This is a genomic window from Nocardia sputi (assembly GCF_023501985.1).
Map to the genome: position 1 here is coordinate 374,319 of NZ_JAMFLC010000003.1, position 16,174 is coordinate 390,492.

The window sequence follows — 16,174 nt, forward strand, 5'->3', positions numbered from 1 at the left end:
TCGGTGGTGTTTTGCCGGCGCCTGCGCCTGGCGCAGGGCGTCATCCCTCGGACAGGTAACGCTCGACCTTCTCCACCTTGGTGGTCATCGCGTCGGTCACGCCGGGCCGGATGTCGGCCTTCAACACGAGGCTGCACCGTGGTGCGGCGGCGAGGACGGCATCGGTCGCCTGTTTCACCACGGCCATCACCTCGTCCCATTCGCCCTCGACGGTGGTGAACATGGCATCGGTGCGATTGGGCAGTCCGCTGGCACGCACCACACGGACCGCTTCGGCGACGGCGCGCCCGACGTCGACGCCGGTCCCGAGCGGCGTCACGGAGAAGGCGATGATCATGCCTCGATCATGCCCGCCTCACATGGATGCGATCAGGCGATCCACGCGCTCGTCGACCGAGCGGAACGGGTCCTTGCACAGCACCGTGCGCTGCGCCTGATCGTTCAGCTTCAGGTGCACCCAGTCGACGGTGAAGTCGCGACCGGCCTCCTGAGCGGCGGTGATGAAGTCGCCACGCAACTTGGCCCTGGTGGTCTGCGGCGGGGTGTCCACCGCGGCGTCCACGGCTTCGTCCTCGGTGACGCGCTTGGCCAGGCCCTTGCGCTGCAGCAGATCGAACACGCCGCGTCCGCGCTTGATGTCGTGATAGGCCAGATCCAGCTGGGCGATCTTGGGATCGGACAGCTCCATGCCGTAACGGTCCTGGTAGCGCTGGAACAGCTTGCGCTTGATCACCCAGTCGATCTCGGTGTCGACCTTCGCGAAGTCCTGGGCCTCGACCGCGTCGAGGGTGCGGCCCCACAGGTCGACGACCTGGTCGATCTGGGGATCGCGATCCCGATTGCGCAGATGCTCCACGGCGCGGGCGTAGTACTCGCGCTGGATGTCCAGGGCGCTGGCCTGCCGTCCACCGGCAAGCCGCACCGGACGACGGCCGGTCAGGTCGTGGCTGACCTCGCGAATCGCACGGATCGGGTTGTCCAGGGCGAAGTCGCGGAACGAGACGCCCGCCTCGATCATCTCCAGCACCAGGGCGGCCGTGCCGACCTTCAGCATGGTGGTGGTCTCGGACATGTTGGAGTCGCCGACGATCACATGCAGGCGGCGGTACTTCTCCGCGTCGGCGTGCGGCTCGTCGCGGGTGTTGATGATCGGCCGCGAGCGGGTGGTGGCCGAGGAGACGCCCTCCCAGATGTGCTCGGCGCGCTGCGACAGGCAGAACGTGGCTGCCTTCGGCGTCTGCAACACCTTGCCCGCACCGCAGATCAGCTGGCGGGTGACCAGGAACGGCAGCAGCACGTCCGAGATCCGGGAGAACTCCCCCGCGCGGACCACCAGGAAGTTCTCGTGGCAGCCGTAGGAGTTGCCCGCGGAATCGGTGTTGTTCTTGAACAGGTAGATGTCGCCGCCGATGCCTTCTTCGGCCAGACGCTGCTCGGCGTCGATCAGCAACTCTTCGAGGACCCGCTCGCCCGCACGGTCGTGGGTCACCAGTTGCGCCAGGTTGTCGCACTCCGCGGTCGCGTACTCCGGATGGGACCCGACATCGAGGTAGAGCCGAGCACCGTTGCGGAGGAACACGTTCGAGCTACGGCCCCAGGACACCACCCGGCGGAACAGATACCGGGCCACCTCGTCGGGGGACAGTCGACGGTGACCGTGGAAGGTGCATGTCACACCGAACTCGGTCTCGATCCCCATAATTCGTCGCTGCACACCATCGACATTACAGCCATGTCAGCGACTTGCGGGGTGCACCGAAGAACCCGGATGCATACGTCTTCACAACGATTTGGCCCGCTTTGTCGGAATTTGCCCGGGTGAAACGCCGCTTCGACCGAAGGATGCACAGTTGGCCACCGGCCGGGAGCACGCCGACGCGGCCCGCGAACGAGGGGCCGTTCGCGGGCCGTCCAGCTTCTTCGGCCCTCGCCGATCACTCCCCGGGGGGAGTGTCCTTCGCCGAGGGCTCGGCGTCCGTCGAGCCGGATGCGCTCTCTTCCGACCCGTCGGCCCCGGCCGTCTTCGCCGGGCTCAGCAGGCGCTCCAGCGCGGTATTGGCCACCCGCCGGAACGCCCGGCGCGGACGAGCCTGCTCCAAGGTCGCGACCTCGAGCGAGCTCACACCGAGCGCCCGCTTCTCCGCGCCTTCCGGCACGCCCGCCTGCAGCGCGCGCACCGCGACGCCGATCGCGGCGGCCAAGTCGAGACCCGGCTGGTAGGAGGACTTCAACGCGGTGAGGATCGGCTCGGTCGTGCCGCCCATCACCACGAACTCCCGCTCGTCCACGATCGACCCGTCGAAGGTGATCCGGTACAGCACCGACTGCGCGGCCTGCTCCGGATAGCCCACCTCCGCCACACAGATCTCGACCTCGTACGGCTTGAGCTGATCGGTGAAGATCGCGCCGAGAGCCTGCGCGTAGGCGTTGGCCAGCGCACGGCCGGTGACATCGCGGCGGTCGTACTGATACCCGCGGATGTCGGCCTGCAGGATGCCGCTCCTGCGCAGGTTCTCGAACTCGTTGTACTTGCCGACCGCCGCGAACCCGATCCGGTCGTAGAGCTCACTCACCTTGTGCAGCGTCGCGGAGGGATTCTCCGCCACGAAAAGCACACCCTTGTCGTAGGTCAACACGACGACGCTGCGCCCACGACCGATGCCCTTGCGGGCGAGTTCGGTCTTGTCGCGCATGATCTGCTCGGCCGACGCGTAGTACGGCAACGTCATGATCAGGCGTTCCCTTCTTCGGCGGCCTCACGGTCGGCGACGATCCCGCGAGTGATGTCCGCGAGCCGCGAATCGGTCACCTCGGCCGCACCCTCCTCATCGATCACGATCGCCGTCGGGAAGATGCCGCGCACCAGATCCGGGCCGCCCGTCGCGGTGTCGTCGTCGGCCGCGTCGTACAGCGACTCGACGGCGATGCGCAGCGCGCGATCCTGATCGATTCCCTTGGCGTACAACTTCTTCAGCGCGGACTTCGCGAACACCGAGCCGGAACCGACCGCGGCGTATCCGAAACGTTCCTCGCTGCGTCCACCCACCACATCGAACGACACGATGCGACCCGCTTTGTCCGGGTCGGTGGCGTCCAGGTCGTAGCCGACCAGCATCGGTACCACCGCCAGACCCTGCAGGGCCGCTGGCAGGTTCTCGCGCACCATCTTCGACAGCTTGTTGGCCTTGCCGTCGAAGGTCAGCGACACGCCTTCGAGCTTCTCGTAGTGCTCCAACTCCACCGCGAAGATCCGCACCATCTCCACCGCCATGCCCGCGGTGCCCGCGATGCCGGCGGCGGAATAGCTGTCGGTGATGTAGACCTTCTCGATATCCCGGCTGGCCAGAAGGTTGCCCTGGGTGGCGCGCCGGTCGCCCGCGATCAGCACACCGCCGCGATAACTGACCGCGACGATGGTGGTGCCGTGCGGAGCGATCTCCTTCGCGGAAGTGCCGCCGGGAATTCCGGCGGCACCTTGCCCGAACCTGTTGGCAGGCAACAAGTCCGGAGCATGCATACGGAGATAGTCGGAGAAGGAAGAGAGGGCGTACCCCAGGTGGAGACGCGAGGGGTCACCGACTGTCACTGGCCACCTTTCTGCACGTACGCGCGGACGAAGTCCTCGGCGTTCTCCTCCAGCACGTCATCGATCTCGTCGAGCAGGTCGTCGGTTTCCTCCGCCAGCTTCTCGCGGCGCTCCTGACCCGCGGCGTCCACACCGTCGGGGCCCTCGTCCTCGTCGCCACCCCCGGCGCGCTTGGTCTGCTCTTGTGCCATGGCAGCCGACCTCCTCTGTCCTCACCATGATCGGAACCCATCCTGAGCACGGTCCCGATCATGAGCATTGTCCGTGCTCGTCCCTCAACACTACCTACCAGCACCGACAGTGTGCTTATTTTGCTGTCTCCTCGGCCGCGCGGGCGCGGCGTGTTCGCGGCCCCCCGATGGCTCGCGTCCGAGCGACCGCCGCTTGCTCCTTCGTCGCCTACGCGGCGGCCACTCGGACACGAGCCGGGCCGCGAACCGACGCATGCTCGGTCTCGCTCCGCTCGAAACCTGCGGCTGAGCTGGTGTGGGCGCGTAGGTCGGGACGCCATGGCGGTGGCTCGGGCACGAGTCGCGAACAAGCCTGGAACGGGCAGCGACGCGGGCGCGCTGCGCGAACTACGTCGTGAGCTGCTCCACCAGGTCGGCGGCGGTGTCCACGCCGTCGAGCAGCTTGCCGACGTGGGCCTTGGTGCCGCGGCGGGGTTCCAGGGTGGGGATGCGGACCAGGGAGTCGCCGCCCAGGTCGAAGATCACCGAGTCCCAGCTGGCCGCTGCGATGTCGGCGCCGAAGCGGCGCAGGCATTCACCGCGGAAGTAGGCGCGAGTGTCGGTGGGCGGGTTGGTCATGGCGTCGAGGACTTGTTGCTCGTTGACCAGCCGCTTCATCGAGCCGCGGGCGACGAGACGGTTGTAGAGACCCTTGTCCAAGCGCACATCGGAGTACTGCAGATCCATCAGGTGCAGCTTGGGAGCAGCCCAGCCGAGCCCCTCGCGGCTGCGCATGCCCTCGAGCAGGCGGAGTTTCGCGGGCCAGTCGAGCAGGTGCGCGCATTCCATCGGATCTCGTTCGAGCAGGTCGAGCACCATGGCCCAGTTCTCGATGATGTCCTGCACGCGTTTGTCGTCGTTGCCGGTGCGGTCGACGAATTTCATCACCCGGTCCAGGTACACCCGCTGCAACGCGAGGCCGGTGAGCTCGCGGCCGTCGGCGAGCGCGACGGTCGCCCGCAGCGTCGGGTCGTGGCTGATCGTATGCACCGCGGTGACCGGGCGGGCCAGTTGCAGATCCGACAGGTCCTCGCCGGCTTCGATCAGGTCGAGGACCAGGGCGGTGGTGCCGACCTTCAGGTAGGTCGACATCTCGGCCAGGTTGGCGTCCCCGATGATGACGTGCAGCCTGCGGTATTTGTCGGCGTCGGCGTGCGGCTCGTCGCGGGTGTTGATGATGCCCCGCTTGAGCGTGGTCTCCAGGCCGACCTCGACCTCGATGTAGTCCGAGCGCTGGGACAGCTGGAAGCCCGCCTGGTCGCCGGACTGTCCGATGCCGACCCGCCCGGAGCCGCACACCACCTGGCGGGACACGAAGAACGGCGTGAGCCCGAGGATGATCTGGTTGAACGGGGTGTCCCGGCTCATCAGGTAGTTCTCGTGGGTGCCGTAAGAGGCGCCCTTGCCGTCGACGTTGTTCTTGTACAGCTGCAGCCGCGGGGCCCCCGGCACGCTCGAGGCGTGCCGTGCGGCGGCCTCCATCACCCGCTCGCCCGCCTTGTCCCAGATCACCGCGTCCAGCGGGTCGGTGACCTCCGGCGCGGAGTATTCCGGGTGAGCGTGGTCGACGTAGAGCCGGGCGCCGTTGGTGAGGATCATGTTGGCCGCGCCGACCTCGTCGGCGTCGATCACCGGCGCGGGCCCGTTCATCCGGCTCAGGTCGAAGCCGCGCGCGTCGCGCAGCGGCGACTCCACCTCGTAGTCCCAGCGGGTGCGCTTCGCGCGCGGCACACCCTCGGCCGCGGCGTAGGCCAGGACCGCCTGGGTCGAGGTGAGGATCGGGTTGGCCGACGGCTCGGTCGGGGTCGAGATGCCGTATTCGACCTCTATTCCGATGATGCGCTGCATGGCATCGAGCCTAGGCGACGCACCCTGCCGAATCCGTCGCGACCGGCGGAGTCGAATGTCATACCGCAGGTGGTACTTCCGGAGGAGCCGTTTCGGCCCAGGTCGGCGCGATAGTCGGGGACATGTCCGAATCGATTGCCGACCCCCGGGCGCAGACCATCGAGCAGCCCCATGCGGCGCCGCCACACGCATCCGCCCGGCTCGTCGCGTTGGACGTGCTACGCGGGATCGCGATCCTCGGCACCCTCGGCACCAACGTCTGGATCATGACCAACCCGGAGGGGCTGGTCGGCTATCTGCACGACCTGGGTGGCCGCGACGGCGAGTGGATGTGGACCGAGCGGGTGCTCCAGCAGGTGGCGCAGGGCAAGTTCCTCGGACTGCTCACCATCATGTTCGGCATCGGCCTGGCCATCCAGCAACGCTCCGCGACCAAGGCCGGGCGCCGCTGGCCGGGCAAGTATCCCTGGCGGGCGGGACTGCTGCTGCTGGACGGTCTGCTGAATTTCGTGTTCCTCGCCGAGTTCGACGTGCTGATGGGTTACGCGGTGACCGGCCTGGTCGTCGCGTTCGTGCTGGCCACCGGTGAGCGGGCGCAGCGGCGCTGGCTGGTCGGCGCGGCGGCGGTGCACGTGGCGCTGTTGACGCTGATCGCGCTCGCCATGGCGTTCGCGCCGCGACAGGATTCCGCGGAGCGCCCGGCGCTGGACCCCAACCCCTACGCGGAGGGCTCGTTCTGGGATCTCGCGATGTTCCGGCTCGGCAACGCCGGGCTGTTCCGGGTCGAGGCGGTCTTCGTCTTCGCCATGTCGGTCGCCCTGTTCCTGGTCGGTTCGCGGCTGTTGCGCGCGGGAGTGTTCGCCCCGGCGGGCGCGCCGCTCCGGAAGCGGCTCATGATCATCGGCTTCGGCATCGCCGCGCCGATCGACCTGTCGGCGGGCATCCTGGGCGGCGGTGACGTCATTCTGTTCACCCGCTACGGCAGCGCGCCGTTCGTCGCTCTCGGGATTCTGGCAGCCGTCGCGGAGTGGTACGTGCGGCGTCCGCACGCCGGGTTCGCCGGGCGGCGCCTCACCGAGATCGGCCGCACCGCGCTCAGCTGCTACATCCTGCAGAACCTGGTGGCCTCGGCCCTGTGCTACTGCTGGGGCTTCGGACTCGCCGCACGCGTCGCACCCGATGACCGTGTTCCGTTCACCGTCGGGATCTACCTGCTGGTTGCGCTGATCGTCGCCGGTGGGGCGCACCTGTGGTCACGCCGGTTCGAGCGGGGACCGGTGGAGTGGTTGTGGCACGTCAGCTACCAGAGACTGGCCCGGGAACGCTGACGACCGCCGTGGGGCCGCACCCTCCGCTTCCTTCCCGCTATGCCGAAGCAGGTTGCGCCGCAGAACACTTCGCGACCGAAGTGCGACACCGCCCGCATCGAAACGGCGGACACCGCCGTCGGCGGCCGCTACCGTCGTGCCGTGACACTCGCCGACCGCTACCCCTTGCTGCACACACCGGCCCACTGGGCGTGGGGCGACCTGGACGTGCGGTTCTCCACCACGCTCCCGTCCGACGAACTGGTGACGAATATCCACGTCGTCTGCTTCATCGGCGAGGAGATCGTGCTCTGCCGCGACGAGCGCGACATCTGGCTGATCCCGGGCGGCACGAGGGAACGCGGCGAGTCCGTCGACGCGTGCGTGCGCCGCGAACTGCGCGAAGAGGCGGGAGCGCGCCCGGTCGGACCGATCCGATGGTTCGGCGCCCACCACGCCAGGAGCAACCGGCCCGCGCCGCACCGCGAGTGGCAGCCCCATCCGCACAAGGCGTGGCTCTGGTGCACCGCGGACGTGGTCCTCGATTCCGCGCCGACCAATCCCGACGATGCCGAGCAGATTCTCGAGGTGGGTACTTTTCCCGTCGACGAGGCGATGCGGCGCGCCGGATCCGACGGCGAGCACCTGAGCGAACTCGTGGCTCTCGCCGTCGAACTCCACCGGCGGGCGTCGCGTCCCGATCATCCCGTGTGACCTCGTAGCCGCGGGGAATACGCGCGACCGCCGCCTGCACCCGATAGTGCGGCAGAATCGATATATGGCAACGGCAACCTGGCACGGCCGCGTCCTCGCGACCAGCGACGACACCATCATCATCGAGGGCAATCACTACTTCCCGCCCGACTCGATCCGGCCGGAGTATTTCCAGCCCTCCGAGACCCACACCTATTGCCCATGGAAGGGCACCGCCAGCTACTACACCGTGGTGGTCGACGGCGACACGAATCCCGACGCCGCCTGGTACTACCCCGAGCCGAAGACCAAGGCGGCGCAGATCAAGGACCACGTCGCGTTCTGGCGCGGCGTCGACGTGACCGACGACTGACCGGCAGCCCTTCCGGGACGAGGAATCCAGAGCGGTGCTGGTGATCGATAGCGGAATCCGGCTGGCGGCGCTGCCGTGCGGCGACCGCCGATAGGTGCGCCACCCGGGCAGCCGCGTGCTCGCCGGATTCTCGGCGGCCAGCGGTAATCGGAAAATCACGAATGCCGCGTGCGCGAAACAGATACGCTCATCCCAGGTTTCAGCGCGAGTGTCTCAGCCGGGAGCATCCCATGATGAAGGCTCTGGTCACCAACGGCTTCTCGATGTCGCCTGGGGGCGCGGCGGACGACCCGTCGCAGGCAGGTGTCGCGCTGCTCCGCCCCGGACTCCTTGCCTTCGCCGGATCGATCGGCCCGACGGAGTTGCACGCGCACCACGCCGTGCAGATCATCGCCGCGAGCACCCCGATCGTGCTGGTGGACGGCAGCGGCGTCCGCAGGCAGGGCACCCACGTCATCGTGCCGACCGACGCGCCGCACCGGATCGACGTGGGCTCCGCGCACGGCACGGCCGTCTACCTCGACCCCGAGACCGCCGCCGGTGCCGCGGCCGACCGCAGGGCCCACCTCAACGGCTGGGCCGACAGCAAGGACACCCTCGGCATCACCGCCGGTAGCGGGACCCTGACCGCCCAGGTCACCGCGGTCGTCGACGAGCTGCTGCCGCAGGACGGCGCATCCGGAGCAGGCGAGCGGCACGCGGTGGTCACCGCGGCCCTGCAACTGCTGCCCGTGCTGGTACGCACGGGCTCGGTGCGCGGCTCGGACGTCGCACGGCAATTGGGCATTCCGGCGGCCCGGTTGTCGCATCTGTTCACCGAACAGATGGGAATTCCGTTGCGCCGCTATATCCTCTGGCTGCGGCTGCACATCGCACGGACCCGCGCGCTGGCCGGGGACGATCTCACGGCCGCCGCGCAGGCGGCGGGATTCTCCGACGGCGCGGACCTCACCCGCACCTGCCGCCGGACTTTCGGCCTGCCCCCTTCGGCGTTGAGCCACATCGGTGATCCCGCTCCGGACGCATAACCGTTCCCGGGCGAGCACGGCCCGACATTCGGCACGCCTACTTGCCTACCGTTTCTCGGTCGTCAGAGGCGCAACGGACCCACCCGGCGAGCCCAGCCTAACCCTGGCCGAGATGACCCGCAAGATCACCGCAGCTCTCGACGCCGCCTGACAGAGATGCCGACCCGCGCGGCAAGCCGTGTCATGGGTCCTCTCCGGACCCCATGACACGGCGCCGCAAACATGCCCATCCGCGGCAATGCAGTTCGTAACTCTGTGACATTGGCCGAATGCGCCGCCGAGACCGGGCGTGGCCGCCTTGGGACGCGTGTGCCGGGGTGTGCTCGGGGTGATCGGCAGGCTGGTCGTCACCGCGACGACTGCCACGGGCTGCGGCGGCTGGACCTCACAACGGGATCGCGAATGCGAGCTCATCCGGACGGTGACGGTCGCGGGTCCACTCGGCCATCGGTGGGAAGCGTGCCCGATCCGTGGCTGGGATCGACCGATGTGCAGCGCGTGGCGATCAGGGACGGCAGGTCGGTCCTGATAGGCGTCTTAGTGAGCGTCTGGGAACTTCGGTTGTGTGTCTCGGTTGTGAAGTTCTGATTGCGGTTGATCGCGCATTGCGGCAACGTCGGGCTGCTCGCGGCCCGATCTGGTGGTGAATTCCGGTACCACAAGCTCGGCTTCAGGGGGACTCGATCGCGACGTAGGTACCGAAGTTGTCTACCTCGCAGGCAGGTATTCCCGCTGAAGTCAGGATGGTGACGATCGCGGTGTACATGGCTTTTTCGATCACCTCGCGATGAGCGAGATGAAATTTGGTCTCATCATCCGGAAACCGGCCCTCCGTCAACGCTTGCCTGAGAGACGCCCAAGCAGCATCATCGGGCTCGGTACCGGGATCGAACCCCATTGCGGCTCGATTTGCTCGCGGGTCAGGCCCCCAATGCACTGACACACCCCCACCCTCGGTTGTGGGAAGCTTGTCGATCGCGACGTTCGCTCCCACCCGCTCGCGGGTATGAATCCCGGCAGGCAACCCTGCCAGACGCAGCTCGGCAACGACCTTCTCGGCCAATACTTGCCGTTGGGCCATTATCTCGGCGGATACCAGGTGGGATTCCCAACCAGTGGAGTCGACCATCCGCCCATGATCACACCTTCCCACGCGCCGTGATGCTCCGTCCCCCGTGCTGCGGGCAAAAATGCACGGCTGCGCAGACCACCGGTGACCATCGCCTCTGTAGCTTCTCGATCACACAAGCGGCGTCGAGATCCGCGACTCGACTACGACCGAGCGCTGACGGCAGCCGAGATCCGCGCGCAGGTGATGCCGGATATCGCGAGCAGCCTCAACCGGTCATGTGCGGGTGAGTCGGCGTGACATGGTCATGATGGTGGCGATGTAGACCATGGCTTCGTGGTGCTCGGGTCGGGTTTCGTAGTCGCGGACGCAGCGGCGGTGTTTGCTGATCCAGGCCAGCGTTCGTTCCACGACCCAACGGCGCGGCAGCACGACGAAGCCGGGATCGGTGCGTTTGACGATTGTCACGGCCAGGTTCAGGACCTGGTGCGCCCAGCGCACCAGCCTGCCCGCGTAGCCGGCATCCGCCCAGGTCGGTGTGATGGTGGAGAACCGCTCCCGCAGCCTCGCCAGCAGCGGCACCGCGCCGTCGCGGTCCTGGGTGCTGGCGGCGGTGACCACGACCGCCAGCAGTAGACCCATGGTGTCGGTGGCGATATGGCGTTTGCGGCCGCCGACTTTCTTGCCGTTGTCCCATCCGCGGGATGCTGCGGGCACGGTGTCGGCGGCCCGCACGGATTGGGAGTCGATGATCGCCGCTGTCGGGGTGGACTTGCGGCCTGCACGTACCCGGATCCGATCACGCAGAACGTCGGTGATCCGTTGCCATACACCGGCTTTAGTCCAGCGGCAGAAGATGTCGTAGACCGTCATCGGGGGTGGGAAGTCGGTGGGCAGCGCCCGCCAGGCGATGCCGCCGCGCACCAGGTAGAAGATCGCGTCCAGGACCAGGCGGCGTGGATGTTTCTCACCGCGACCGCCCTTGCCGCCGGTGTTACCCGGTGGCGGCAGCAGCGGTTGCAGCAGCGCCCACTGCTCGTCACTGCACGAGGACGGATACACCGGACACGGTGTCGGCGACTCGCCGTGGATTGGGCATGACGAACACAGACAACTCGGCAATACTGGCACACGAACTCCTGGCAGAACATGGTCTCGACAACCAGTGATCTACCAGGAGTTCTTCATGTTCGGGCTATGCCACACCAGACCGACGGCCATTCACCCGCAACAATATTCACTCACCCCGGCACCACCAAACCCAGCACAGCCAACTCCGCCGACAACTCACAAGCGGCCACGGCTGACGACAGTTTCCGGACGCTCACTTAGTGAATTGTTACGACGGCTGGCGGATTGATCGACGCAACCCCGGGCAGCGCTCACCGTCGGAGGTTGCCGACGATCTCGGCAAGTTCTGCCACCCGGCGATCCGATCGGCCGTACCGCACCTCCAGATGCTCTTTCAGTCGCAGGAACCTGTCGACGGCCTCGCTCGTGTAACCGAGGTTGAGAGTGCACTCGGCCAGTAGGCGCTGGCAGTACATGAACTGGTCGTCGTAGGGTCCACGCTCGACGGCGCCAGCTCTCCTCGAGAGCCGTCCCGAACGTGTTTGCGATATGCCGAAATCACAAAACTGTATACGGCACATACAGTCAGGGGATGCACGGGCGCTCCTCTCACAAACGACCAGATGGTGCCCCGGCTGCCTCAGCGATGATTCCCAATCGCCGACCACATAGTGGCGGGAAATTCCGGGGTAGGTCAGTGCAGTTCGGGTAAGGCTCTACAGAAGCTCGATCTGATCATGCTCGGGCAGTGCGTGTGGGCGTTTGTCCGTATACCAGGCGTACTCGATCCCGCTGAGCCAGCCGTTCTCCACCCATAGAATGACCTCGCCGATCGGTGATCCGTTGTGGTCGTTGACCGCTCCGCTGGCCAGGATTCCCTCCGGCGAACCGGATACTTGTACCGCGCCGGGCCGTACCGCGAGATCGACACTGGGTGAACCCGTACCCCAGGTAGCGACTACCTGCGAATACGGCACCTGCGCCAGGTACTCGGAGGCGCCGGGCACCCCCGACGACAGCAGCTTGGTGACGACGCTGGTTTCGAGATCGGTCAGCATCCGTGGCTGAATAGGTGTGCTACTCATCGTGTTTTCCGGTTCTCGCGCTCCCCTGAAACGGTGCGGTGCCGATGCTGAAACACCGTCGATTTCGCGGAGACCTCAGCCCGAGAGGTTGGCAAGATCGTCGTCCTGGCCGCAGAACACGCGCCACGAATCTCCACCGCAATCGATGTCGGTAGGCGTAATCACGCCTACCGACCTTGCGACGAGATCGGTACCACAGGCGAGACTGGCGCTCAGCTCAAAGCCGGTCGAAGTCTCCATTCCGCGCGCCCGCCAGGAATACATCCCACTCCGAGGGCGTGAACACCAGCACTCCACCGCCGATGTTCTTCGAGTCACGAACCCCCACATGCCCACCATCCAGATGCGCTATCTCGACGCAGTCGTTCCCAGCGGCACTACGAGTGCTTTTGAACCAGCGCGCTCCGGATAGGTCAACGGACACGGTCGAACTCCTTCGCTACCTGCCGCAGTAGGCGTTTGCTATTCGGCACGTCCAAAGCTACTCGCTGGATCACCTCGAATCCAGCTCTGTACCGCCGCACGGTGCTGGTGCGCTCCAGGTAGATGTTGCCTGTGTAGCTCTCGACGTAGACCACTGGCGGCTCCAAAGGTCGCCCCTCTCCGTCACCGGCGAAATCCAAGATCGTGAAAGGACCGGTCGAGACTCCCAGCGGGAAGCCAACCCCGAAGGGCAACACTTGCACCCGTACGTTCGGTGGCAGATCAGCCAGGTGACGCAGCTGTGTCGATATCACGCGGGGACCTCCGACAACTCGCCTGGTGACAGCCTCATCCACGACCAGTACAGCTGTCAGTGGCGAGAAGTCACGAGTGATCAACGCTTGCCTGTTACGCCGTACCCGGACGCGACGCTCGATCTCCTCTACGGTGTCCATCGGAAAGTAGACACGATCCAACGCCCGCGCGTAGTCGGGGACCTGAAACAGTCCAGGCACCATATCAGGGCGATAGACAGTGATATGAGAGGCCGACGCCTCCATCTGCACGTAGGCGTTGAACGTCGGATTCACCTGATCGGGAAACTCGTCCAACCACGACGGCGTCCTCCCCTGCGCCGCCAGCGATTTCAGCACTGGGAGCATTTCCACTCGCTGATACAACTTGCACAACCGCCGCAAGTCTTCCTCCCTGACGACCACGTTCGGCGCGCCGGTCTCCAGCCGGTGCAGCGTCCCCGCCCCGCGCCCGATCGCCCGCGATGCCACTTCGATGGACAGTCCCGCCTCCTGCCTCATCCCGCGCAGGCAGCGGCCGAGGCTGCGGTGTGGACCCCCCCGGTCCCGCGAATGTCGGCCCTGAGCTGCCGATTATCGGGGTCCACATCCCTCTCCCCCATACTGTTTTCTCCTTTCTGTGGAATATCCGCACTCGCTGACTGGAATAATCCTCAAAGTAATTGTGGAAGGCCATAATTCGGCCGCTTGAAAGACATTGTGCAGGGTCGCTGGAAGGTGTCCAGGGCATTTGCCACTTTGTGTCGCGAATCCGCTCGGAAATGTCCACGCGGCCCGGATCCTGTGCTCCACTGGCCGCGTGATCGGCGCGGCATAAGCCCTTTTCGCCGCCACTCGACCAGCGGAGGACACATGACCAAGGCGCTGCCGCAACGCGTTCCGTTCCCACGAGCCCGTGCTCCCTACAAGGCTGTGCCGCCGCTCGTGCTCGAGCGCTACGCCGTCGCGCTGCGGCAGTGGGCCGATGCTCCCGAACGTCCCGGAGGCGGGGTGACGACCCCTCCCCCGCCTCCGGTGACCCTCACCGAAGCCTTGTCGTGGACCGAGTGATCCGATGCAGGGCCGTCCGCGCGCGGAGGTCGTGACCGCGCTCCATCACCGCGTCACAGTGCACTGCTGCGGCCCGCGCTGGCTCATCCACGTGCCTGCCGTGGACCGCTGGACGGTGACCGGGAACAAGTCGGCGATCCGGTCCACCGCCCGGCAGATGATTGCGGCGATGACCGGACACGACAACGACTCGTTCGAACTCGACCTCGTCGCGGGCAGAGCGCTGCGCGACGCGGACGAGTTCGCGATGGGATGCCGGGCACTGACGCGATGGCAGCCGCCGGGAGAACAGGCGGCGCGCACACTGCCAGCGTGACTTGGGTCCGAGGATGGAGGTCGCCATGATCCGAGAGGACCGCTGCGGCCTTCTCCGCGAAGACATCGGCGCCATTATCGACGCCGCGCCCGCAGCCGGAACGGTGGGTTGTCCTTGGTCACGAGAAGACCTTGCTCATCATCGTCGGCAGAGCCATCAAGTTCACCTGGCCAACCAGGTCCGCTGCCGCGTTTCGCCAGCAGGCTATGACTAGTCGGCGGTGCGAGCGCGAGTGGCGGGGTGGCTGACGGTAACGGCGACTAGCCTTCCGCTGGGCAAGGTGATGCCCCAGAACTGGGGCAGTGCACGGAGGAACCGGGCACTCACTTCGTCAGTCGTCGCCTGACGCGGGCCTCGAGTTCTCGAACCGTGTAGGGGCTGGGTTTCCGACGGTGAGCCATGACATGGCAATTGGCGCACAGAGGGACCAGGTCCGTTATCGGATCTACTTCATAGTTCTCGCCCATCTGAGAGACCAGCACCGTGTGATGCACTTGGATGTAGTCGGCGCCGATCGGGCCATACACCTGTCCGTAGTCGAAGCCGCAGGCCATGCACACCGTGCCGTGGTGGGCGATACATGCATCGCGAGCTGCGCGACTGCGTTCGTATTTATTGACCTGGACGGTGCGCGTCGCGCCCTCCGGGTAGGTGCCAGGCACTTCTTCATCGCCCAGGTCATAAGCCGTAGGCTGGGCGTGCTCTATCCACAACGTGCGGAGGGCGGGGAGATCTGCGGGATCAACACGGGTGCCGGAACTATAGATTTGGCGCCACTTTGTCGCTGTAGCAGTGCCTTCCAGTGTGGGTATATCGATGAGGTCCGCCTCGGGCAGCAGCCAATCGAAATCGATGTCGATGTATTGGGTCGTTCTGCTCGAATCCGAGTGATGAGTGTCAGGCAAAGGGATGGACCTCACGATGGCATGCCCCAGGATCCCACGGCAGCGGGCATCGGGACCGCCTTGCTGCAGGAGCCATGCCTCGGTGCCGGGGGTGATCCCGTTCCGGTGGTTGCCTACGGACCAATCGGATCGCCGTGGGCCGTTGTCTCGCACGCCCCGGGCGTACGAGTCGTAGTCGGGATGCCAGTGGTTCCACATCTTCGGGTTCCAGGTCAACAAGATGGCACTCACGCAGTCGAGCGTGTCATACGCCCATCGCCCAGTGAGTACTGAATCAGGCACAAATATCGTGATTCGATCCACCGGGCTGCTCAGCCCCGATCCGTCGACTGTCCCGGTCGATCGCAAGATGAGGGTGGAGTTGGCCCGCGGACTGCGCCGACGCCGCCTGCTGAAATCACGAGCGAGTTCAGTTGCCCTGACGAGCGGGACTGCTATGCAGGAGGGCCGAAAACATCTCGGTGCCAGCGCTTCTGAGGGTCGCGAAACCAGTGGCCGATTTGACTGTTGTCGAGCTGGCGTAGTTGGGCCAATCCGATGCGGTACCGGTAGAAGAGGGCCAGGAGCTCTCGCAGGGAGCCGTCGTCTACTGGGGTCTCGACGACGATCTCCAACGTGCTGAGCCGCCCACCGTACGAGCGGACCGAGGGGATGCTATTCAGCCACTCGAAGAACGCCGCCTCGTCACCGCGCGAGTGGTACCAGACGTCGGTCGCTTCCAATACCACCGTCGACCCGCCGCCCATCAGCTTCCTGTTCCTGGTCCAACGTTTCCGTAACCGCCTTTCGGGGACTTCACATTCCAATGCGAGCCGCCGTGTGCAGCACCGCCCTCCCGGTCGGCGCCCGCACATTTCCATCGTCATGCTCCCAGCC

The 16,174-nt window shown here is 66.1% G+C and carries 19 protein-coding genes and 1 pseudogene; 6 read left to right on the top strand and 14 right to left on the bottom strand.

Features of this window, described 5'->3' with window-relative positions:
- Window positions 1-40: 40 nt before the first annotated feature.
- The 6 genes from M8859_RS06505 to dop form a co-directional block, all read right to left on the bottom strand.
- Window positions 41-337 carry an MTH1187 family thiamine-binding protein gene (locus tag M8859_RS06505; RefSeq protein ID WP_159925428.1) on the bottom strand — a complete coding sequence of 99 codons (297 nt, stop codon included), beginning with the start codon at window positions 335-337 and terminating at the stop codon, window positions 41-43.
- Between the two features lie 18 nt (window positions 338-355).
- A complete protein-coding gene (gene pafA, locus M8859_RS06510) occupies window positions 356-1,714 on the bottom strand; it encodes a Pup--protein ligase (RefSeq protein WP_174186519.1) in 1,359 nt (452 codons plus the stop codon).
- Window positions 1,715-1,934: 220 nt separating this feature from the next.
- Window positions 1,935-2,729 (bottom strand): proteasome subunit alpha, encoded by a 795-nt coding sequence (gene prcA / locus M8859_RS06515; protein ID WP_159925430.1) that lies wholly within the window; start codon window positions 2,727-2,729, stop codon window positions 1,935-1,937.
- A gap of 2 nt (window positions 2,730-2,731) precedes the next feature.
- A complete protein-coding gene (gene prcB, locus M8859_RS06520; protein WP_195139383.1) occupies window positions 2,732-3,586 on the bottom strand; it encodes a proteasome subunit beta in 855 nt (284 codons plus the stop codon).
- Complete coding sequence (locus M8859_RS06525; RefSeq protein WP_014986166.1) at window positions 3,583-3,777, bottom strand: ubiquitin-like protein Pup; 195 nt, start codon at window positions 3,775-3,777, stop codon at window positions 3,583-3,585. The genes prcB and M8859_RS06525 overlap by 4 nt, the downstream gene beginning before the upstream one ends.
- 387 nt (window positions 3,778-4,164) lie before the next feature.
- A complete protein-coding gene (gene dop / locus M8859_RS06530) occupies window positions 4,165-5,664 on the bottom strand; it encodes a depupylase/deamidase Dop (RefSeq protein ID WP_159925434.1) in 1,500 nt (499 codons plus the stop codon).
- A gap of 122 nt (window positions 5,665-5,786) precedes the next feature.
- Between dop and M8859_RS06535 the strand changes: the two genes are divergently transcribed.
- From M8859_RS06535 to M8859_RS06550, 4 genes are all read left to right on the top strand, one after another.
- Complete coding sequence (locus tag M8859_RS06535; protein WP_249643986.1) at window positions 5,787-6,992, top strand: DUF418 domain-containing protein; 1,206 nt, start codon at window positions 5,787-5,789, stop codon at window positions 6,990-6,992.
- A gap of 39 nt (window positions 6,993-7,031) precedes the next feature.
- Entirely contained in the window at window positions 7,032-7,685 is a 654-nt protein-coding gene (locus M8859_RS06540) for an NUDIX domain-containing protein (protein ID WP_195071203.1), read from the top strand.
- Window positions 7,686-7,749: 64 nt separating this feature from the next.
- On the top strand, window positions 7,750-8,037 hold the full coding sequence (locus tag M8859_RS06545) for a DUF427 domain-containing protein (RefSeq protein ID WP_195071204.1): 288 nt from the start codon (window positions 7,750-7,752) through the stop codon (window positions 8,035-8,037).
- A 230-nt stretch (window positions 8,038-8,267) separates the two neighbouring features.
- Window positions 8,268-9,065: an AraC family transcriptional regulator gene (locus tag M8859_RS06550; RefSeq protein ID WP_308221168.1), complete on the top strand. Its 798-nt coding sequence runs from the start codon at window positions 8,268-8,270 to the stop codon at window positions 9,063-9,065.
- A gap of 670 nt (window positions 9,066-9,735) precedes the next feature.
- Here the strand turns inward: M8859_RS06550 and M8859_RS06555 are convergent.
- From M8859_RS06555 to M8859_RS06575, 5 genes are all read right to left on the bottom strand, one after another.
- Window positions 9,736-10,194 (bottom strand): hypothetical protein, encoded by a 459-nt coding sequence (locus tag M8859_RS06555; protein ID WP_159931024.1) that lies wholly within the window; start codon window positions 10,192-10,194, stop codon window positions 9,736-9,738.
- A gap of 216 nt (window positions 10,195-10,410) precedes the next feature.
- Window positions 10,411-11,196, bottom strand: coding sequence for an IS5 family transposase (locus tag M8859_RS06560; protein WP_159931022.1), 786 nt, complete (start codon window positions 11,194-11,196; stop codon window positions 10,411-10,413).
- Window positions 11,197-11,921: 725 nt separating this feature from the next.
- Window positions 11,922-12,290 carry a hypothetical protein gene (locus tag M8859_RS06565; RefSeq protein ID WP_195071205.1) on the bottom strand — a complete coding sequence of 123 codons (369 nt, stop codon included), beginning with the start codon at window positions 12,288-12,290 and terminating at the stop codon, window positions 11,922-11,924.
- Window positions 12,291-12,507: 217 nt separating this feature from the next.
- Window positions 12,508-12,714 carry a DUF397 domain-containing protein gene (locus M8859_RS06570; RefSeq protein WP_159925440.1) on the bottom strand — a complete coding sequence of 69 codons (207 nt, stop codon included), beginning with the start codon at window positions 12,712-12,714 and terminating at the stop codon, window positions 12,508-12,510.
- Entirely contained in the window at window positions 12,704-13,537 is an 834-nt protein-coding gene (locus tag M8859_RS06575) for a helix-turn-helix domain-containing protein (RefSeq protein ID WP_283779432.1), read from the bottom strand. Before M8859_RS06575 ends, M8859_RS06570 begins: the two co-directional genes overlap by 11 nt.
- 342 nt (window positions 13,538-13,879) lie before the next feature.
- Here M8859_RS06575 and M8859_RS06580 point away from each other — a divergent pair, with 342 nt between their 5' ends.
- Together M8859_RS06580 and M8859_RS06585 are read left to right on the top strand one after the other, a co-directional pair.
- Window positions 13,880-14,077: a hypothetical protein gene (locus tag M8859_RS06580; protein WP_249643988.1), complete on the top strand. Its 198-nt coding sequence runs from the start codon at window positions 13,880-13,882 to the stop codon at window positions 14,075-14,077.
- Between the two features lie 31 nt (window positions 14,078-14,108).
- Window positions 14,109-14,393, top strand: coding sequence for a hypothetical protein (locus M8859_RS06585; protein ID WP_159925446.1), 285 nt, complete (start codon window positions 14,109-14,111; stop codon window positions 14,391-14,393).
- Between the two features lie 323 nt (window positions 14,394-14,716).
- Here the strand turns inward: M8859_RS06585 and M8859_RS37215 are convergent, their stop codons facing one another.
- From M8859_RS37215 to M8859_RS37920, 3 genes and pseudogenes are all read right to left on the bottom strand, one after another.
- The gene (locus M8859_RS37215) at window positions 14,717-15,529 is read right to left on the bottom strand and encodes an HNH endonuclease (RefSeq protein ID WP_159925448.1); all 813 of its coding nucleotides are present in this window, start codon (window positions 15,527-15,529) and stop codon (window positions 14,717-14,719) included.
- A gap of 203 nt (window positions 15,530-15,732) precedes the next feature.
- The gene (locus M8859_RS06595; protein WP_159925450.1) at window positions 15,733-16,044 is read right to left on the bottom strand and encodes a hypothetical protein; all 312 of its coding nucleotides are present in this window, start codon (window positions 16,042-16,044) and stop codon (window positions 15,733-15,735) included.
- A pseudogene (locus M8859_RS37920) lies at window positions 16,044-16,136 on the bottom strand (polymorphic toxin type 37 domain-containing protein); the annotation flags it as partial. The pseudogene M8859_RS37920 and the gene M8859_RS06595, both read right to left, overlap by 1 nt.
- Window positions 16,137-16,174 lie beyond the last annotated feature (38 nt).